The organism is Parvibaculum sp. (genome assembly GCF_035511255.1).
Classification (GTDB): Bacteria; Pseudomonadota; Alphaproteobacteria; order Parvibaculales; family Parvibaculaceae; genus Parvibaculum.
This window is the reverse complement of record NZ_DATKFR010000147.1, coordinates 1-5,790: the sequence shown is the minus strand read 5'-3', so window position 1 is coordinate 5,790 and position 5,790 is coordinate 1. Positions and strand designations below refer to the sequence as shown.

The 5,790-nt window shown below is 61.6% G+C and carries 4 protein-coding genes; 1 reads left to right on the top strand and 3 read right to left on the bottom strand.

Going from position 1 to position 5,790, the window contains the following annotated elements:
- The 3 genes from VMR03_RS05240 to sucC all read right to left on the bottom strand — a co-directional run.
- Positions 1–1,658, bottom strand: a 1,658-nt coding sequence (locus VMR03_RS05240; protein ID WP_325402970.1) for a thiamine pyrophosphate-dependent enzyme, incomplete at its 3' end; no start/stop codon positions are given.
- A gap of 142 nt (positions 1,659–1,800) precedes the next feature.
- The gene (gene sucD / locus VMR03_RS05235; RefSeq protein WP_325402968.1) at positions 1,801–2,679 is read right to left on the bottom strand and encodes a succinate--CoA ligase subunit alpha; all 879 of its coding nucleotides are present in this window, start codon (positions 2,677–2,679) and stop codon (positions 1,801–1,803) included.
- Positions 2,680–2,682: 3 nt separating this feature from the next.
- Positions 2,683–3,852 carry an ADP-forming succinate--CoA ligase subunit beta gene (sucC, locus tag VMR03_RS05230; RefSeq protein WP_325402966.1) on the bottom strand — a complete coding sequence of 390 codons (1,170 nt, stop codon included), beginning with the start codon at positions 3,850–3,852 and terminating at the stop codon, positions 2,683–2,685.
- A 385-nt stretch (positions 3,853–4,237) separates the two neighbouring features.
- Between sucC and VMR03_RS05225 the strand changes: the two genes are divergently transcribed.
- Positions 4,238–5,790 (top strand): LTA synthase family protein (locus tag VMR03_RS05225; protein WP_325402964.1); only part of this gene is annotated, 1,553 nt, incomplete at its 3' end.

Here is a 5,790-nt window from a genome sequence, read left to right as displayed (position 1 = left end):
AAGTTGTTCGCGGCTTCGAGCTCGCCTTCGAGCAATTGACGGAAGGCTTCGAGACGTCCCTCGAACTCCTCCTTCGTCAGCAACCCGGCCGCGATCAACCGCTCGGAATAGATTTCGAGCGTCGTCGGATGGCTCCTGATCTTCTTGTACATCAGGGGCTGCGTGAAGCTCGGCTCGTCGCTCTCGTTATGGCCGAAGCGGCGATAGCAGAACATGTCAACGACGACCGGCTTGTTGAAACGCTGCCGGAACTCGGTCGCGATCTTCGTCGCATGGACGACCGCTTCCGGATCGTCGCCGTTCACATGGAAGATCGGCGCCTGCACCATCTTCGCGACGTCGGACGGATAGGGCGACGAGCGCGAGAAGATCGGGCTCGTGGTGAAGCCGATCTGGTTGTTGATGATGAAGTGGATCGAGCCGCCCGTGCGGTGCCCCTTGAGGCCCGACAGGCCGAGACATTCGGCAACGACACCCTGGCCCGCAAAGGCCGCGTCGCCATGGATCAAAAGCGGAATGACCGAGCCGCGCACGCTGTCATGCAGCTGGTCCTGCTTTGCCCGCGCCTTGCCGAGGACCACCGGATCGACGATCTCGAGATGCGAGGGATTGGCGGTAAGCGACAGATGCACCTTGTTGCCATCGAATTCGCGATCCGACGAGGCGCCGAGGTGGTACTTCACGTCGCCCGAACCGTCGACATCTTCCGGGTTCGACGATCCGCCCTTGAACTCGTGGAAGATCGCGCGATAGGGCTTCGACAGCACATTGACGAGCACATTGAGACGCCCGCGATGCGCCATGCCGAAAACGATTTCCTTGGCGCCGAGATTGCCGCCGCGCTTGATGATCTGTTCGAGCGCCGGGATCATCGCTTCAGCGCCGTCGAGACCGAAGCGCTTGGTGCCGATATATTTGATGCCGGCGAAGCGCTCGAAGCCTTCAGCCGCGATCAGCTTGTCGAGAATGGCAAGCCGGCCCATCTCGGTGAAGGTGACTTCCTTGTCCGGTCCCTCGATGCGTTCCTGGATCCAGGCCTTCTCTTCCGGATCGCCGATATGCATGAACTCGACGCCGATCGTGCCGCAATAGGTACGACGCAGGATTTCGAGCATCTGGCGCACGGTCGCCGTTTCGAGACCGAGCACATGATCGATGAAAATCGGCCGATCAAGATCGTCGGGGCCAAAGCCGTAGCTTTCCGGTTGAAGCTCGGGATGCTCGGATTTCGGTCGAAGCTGCAGCGGATCGATATCGGCGTCGAGATGGCCGCGGATGCGGTAGGCGCGGATCATCATCAGCGCCCGGACGGAGTCGAGGGTCGCCGCGCGGATTTCAGCTTCGCTCGCGCCGCCCTTCCGCTCGGAAATCTTCTGCTTGATCGGAGCCTCGACGGCAGCCCAGTTGCCGTCCAGTGCCGAGACGAGCTCGCCATTGGCGGGAACGGGCCAGTCGGGCCGCTGCCAGGAAGCACCTTTCGCTTCCTTCAGCACATCCTCGCGCTTGTCGCCGAGGCTCTCGAAGAAGCTCCGCCACTCCGCATCGACCGAATTCGGGTCCTGCTGGTAGCGGGCATGCAGTTCTTCGACGAAGGCTGCGTTGGTTCCGTAAAGGAAGGACGTCCGCTCGAAGCGCTCGGTGGCGCTGTCATTGCTCATTGGGTGTCCGGTGCGAGGTCGCCCTCGCACCCCCTGTTTGATAGAGGCGACTTGCCGACCGGAATCTTAACCGGTCAAGGTCAACAAGCCATTTAATAACGTTGCGGAACCGGCGACCGGAGGGTGACGATTCCGCGACTTCTCAGCGCCCCTTCAGAACCTCGACCAGCGTGGTGCCGAGGGCCGCCGGCGAGGGCGAAACCCGGATGCCGGCCGACTTCATGGCTTCCATCTTGGCTTCCGCCGTGCCGCGGCCGCCCGAAACGATGGCGCCCGCATGGCCCATGCGGCGGCCGGGGGGGGCCGTGACGCCAGCGATGAAACCGACCATCGGCTTCTTCACCTTGGAGGCCTTGATCATGTCGGCGGCTTCTTCTTCCGCCGTGCCGCCGATTTCGCCGATCATGATGATCGATTCCGTCTGCGGATCGGCGAGGAACATTTCGAGTGAATCGATGAAGTTCGTACCGTTGACCGGGTCGCCGCCGATACCGATGCAGGTCGACTGGCCGAGACCCGCCGCCGTCGTCTGGGCCACCGCTTCATATGTAAGTGTGCCGGAACGCGAGACAATACCGACCGAACCGGGCTTGTGAATGTGCCCCGGCATGATGCCGATCTTGCACTGGCCCGGCGTGATGACGCCCGGGCAATTCGGCCCGATAAGCCGCGTCTTCGAACCGGACAGCGCCCGCTTCACGCGCACCATGTCGAGAACCGGAATACCCTCGGTAATGCAGACGGCAAGCTCGATGCCCGCATCGATCGCTTCGAGGATCGCATCCGCGGCGAAGGGCGGCGGCACATAGATCGCCGAGGCATTCGCGCCGGTGCGCTCGACCGCTTCGGCGACCGTGTTGAAGACCGGGAGCCCCAGATGCGTGGTGCCGCCTTTGCCAGGCGAGGTGCCGCCGACCATCTTGGTCCCGTAGGCGATCGCCTGCTCCGAATGGAACGTGCCCTGCTTGCCGGTGAAGCCCTGAGTGATGACCTTGGTTTCCGAATTGACGAGAACAGCCATTTGTTACGCAGCCTCCTTCACGGCCTTGACGATCTTCTCGGCCGCGTCGGCGAGATTGTCGGCTGAAATAATGGGCAGGCCGGATTCGGCCATGATCTTCTTGCCGAGTTCGACGTTGGTGCCTTCGAGGCGGACGACCAGCGGAACCTTGAGGCTGACCTCCTTGGCCGCCGCGATCACGCCTTCCGCGATGATGTCGCAGCGCATGATGCCGCCGAAGATGTTGACGAGGATGCCTTCGACATTCTTGTCGGAGAGGATGATCTTGAAGGCCGCCGTGACCTTTTCCTTTGTCGCGCCGCCGCCGACGTCAAGAAAGTTGGCGGGCTCGGAGCCATAATATTTGATGATGTCCATCGTCGCCATGGCAAGACCCGCGCCGTTGACCATGCAACCGATCTTGCCGTCGAGCTTGACGTAGTTGAGGTCGTATTTGGACGCCTCGACCTCGGCCGGATCTTCTTCCGTGAAGTCGCGGAGTTCGACGATGTCCTTGTGGCGGTAGAGCGCGTTGTCGTCGAAGCCGACCTTGGCGTCGAGGCAGACGAGCTTGTTGTCGCCGGTGACGACCAGCGGATTGATTTCGAGCTGCGCCATGTCTTCGGCGACGAAGGCCTTGTAGAGCTTCTCGACGAGCTGGACGGCCTGCGCGTTGAGATCGCCTTCGAGACCGAGCGCGAAAGCGACCTTGCGGCCGTGGAAGCTCGAAACGCCCGAGGCCGGATCGATCGAGAAGGTGAGGATTTTTTCAGGTGTCGAATGCGCCACTTCCTCGATGTCCATGCCGCCTTCGGTCGAAACGATGAAGGCGATGCGCGAGGTCGCGCGGTCGACCAGGACCGAGAGGTAAAGCTCGCGGGCGATCGAGGAGCCTTCCTCGATATAGAGGCGGTTGACCTGCTTGCCGGCCGGACCCGTCTGATGCGTGACGAGCGTCGAGCCAAGAAGGCGCGTCGCCTCCTTCTTCACGTCGTCGATCGATTTCACCACCTTGACGCCGCCGGCCTTGCCGCGGCCGCCGGCATGAATCTGCGCCTTCACGACATACACCGGACCGCCAAGCTTCGTGGCGGCGTCCACCGCTTCATCGGCACTGAAGGCCGGAAAGCCCCGCGGAACGGCCACGCCGTATTTCGCAAGCACGGCCTTGGCCTGGTATTCGTGAATATTCATGAGCATTCATCCGGCATGAGGGGCGGCGGGAAGTCGCGAAAGGGCCCCGATGGGAAGATCGATTGGCCGGAAGTTATAGCACCCGGGAAAAGGGGCGCAACCGCCAAATGCTGAATCTCCGTTCAGAGTATGAGCGGGCTAACCTACAGAATTTTCAATAGAAATTTTCCGGCTCCGCCGTTGCGGCATGCCTGCACAGGCTTTGTCACCTCGCTGCCCGGTCCTTGTGCAGAAGCCCGTAAATGCTGTCGGAGAACGCGAGAATAAAAACATTTAAACGCGAACTGTGACATACATGCTACAGTTCGATGACCATCGGGCTTCGCCGGGGAGGCGTGATCGCCCACAACAGAACACGCCGCACAAGTGGCGAGAAATCGCATTCATGCAGAACATACGGGTTCGCTGGCGGCATATGCTGCATTCGGTTTCGCCGCGCCTGCGCTTCGCCTCGCTTATGGCCGGGCTCGCGTTCGGAACCTTCACGCTGTTGCGCCTCTTTCTCACCGCGCTCCTCGTCACGCCGTCGACCGAGCGAACGCCCGCCGACATATTGGCCGCTTTCGGCGCGGGCGCACTGCGCGATCTCTGCGTCGCGCTCATCCTCGCCGTCGTCTTTCTGGCGCTGCTCAATGCCCGCCTCCGCTGGAAGAAGCGGTTCGGACGCGAGCTGTCCTTCGCCCTCCTGATCGGCGTCCTCTTCCTCCTCGTGTTCAGCGCCATCGCGGAAGTGTTCTTCTGGAACGAGTTCGACAGCCGGCTCAACGGCATCGCGCTCTATTACTTGATGTTCCCGCGCGAGGTGATCGGCAATCTCCAGGAATCCTTCAACGTTGCGCTCTATTTGCCGATAGTGGTCGCGGTTGCCGCGGTCCTTGCCTTCGTATTACGCAAACGACTGCGCCTCGCCCTCGATGCCGCGCCGCGCAGGGGTCTGCGTTTGCGCGAATTCGCGCTTTCGGCTCTGGTCCTCGGCGCCAGCGTCGGCATTCTCTCGATGTCGAGCGGCGACGTCAGCGCCAATCGCGAAATCAATCAACTCGCCGAGAACGGCTGGTCGACCTTCATCGGCGCCGCGCTGACCAACGACCAGGAATATGACGGCATCTATCCGACCATGGACGAGCGGGAGGCGATCCGCATCACGCGCAAGCTCGTCGCCCAGGACAATACGACCTTCATCGATCCGGCCGGCACGCGCAGCATTCGCCGCTGGGTCGATAACGGCACCAGGCCGCGCAAGCTCAACATCGTCATCGTGACGAATGAATCTTTCGGCTCGAAATTCATCAGCGTCCTCGACTATCCGAAATGGAAGAACCGGAGCATCACGCCGGCGCTCGACAAGCTTTCGGGCGAAAGCCTGTTCCTCACCAACATCTATGCGTCGGGCGACCGGACCGTCCGCGGGCTTGAGGCGACCGAGACGGCTTTCGCGCCGATCCCCGGAATTTCGACGGCGCGCCGCGCGGAATCGGAGGGCATGTATTCCCTGCCCTATTTGCTGCAGAGCTTCGGTTATCGCACCGCCGTGCTTTACGGCGGCCGCGATGCTTTCGACAATATGGGCGATTACTGGGCGGGCATCGGCTTCGATCCGGTCTGGGACCAGATGGACGTCCGCCACGACAGTTTCGAAACCGCCTGGGGCGTTTCCGACGAGGACCTCTATACGGAAGCAATTGCGCGCATGGACGACATGTCGAAGGAAGGAAAGCCTTTCCTTCTCACCATGATGACCGTATCGAACCACCGGCCCTACCGTTTTCCCGAAACGCATGTCAAAGCCGATCCCGCGCTTCAGAACCGCGAGAACTCGGCGCGCTATGCCGACTGGGCCTATGGCGATTTCATCGAACGCGCCCGCGCCCATGCCTGGTTCGACGATACCGTCTTCGTTTTCGTCGCCGACCATAGCGAGAAGATCAACGGCGCCGC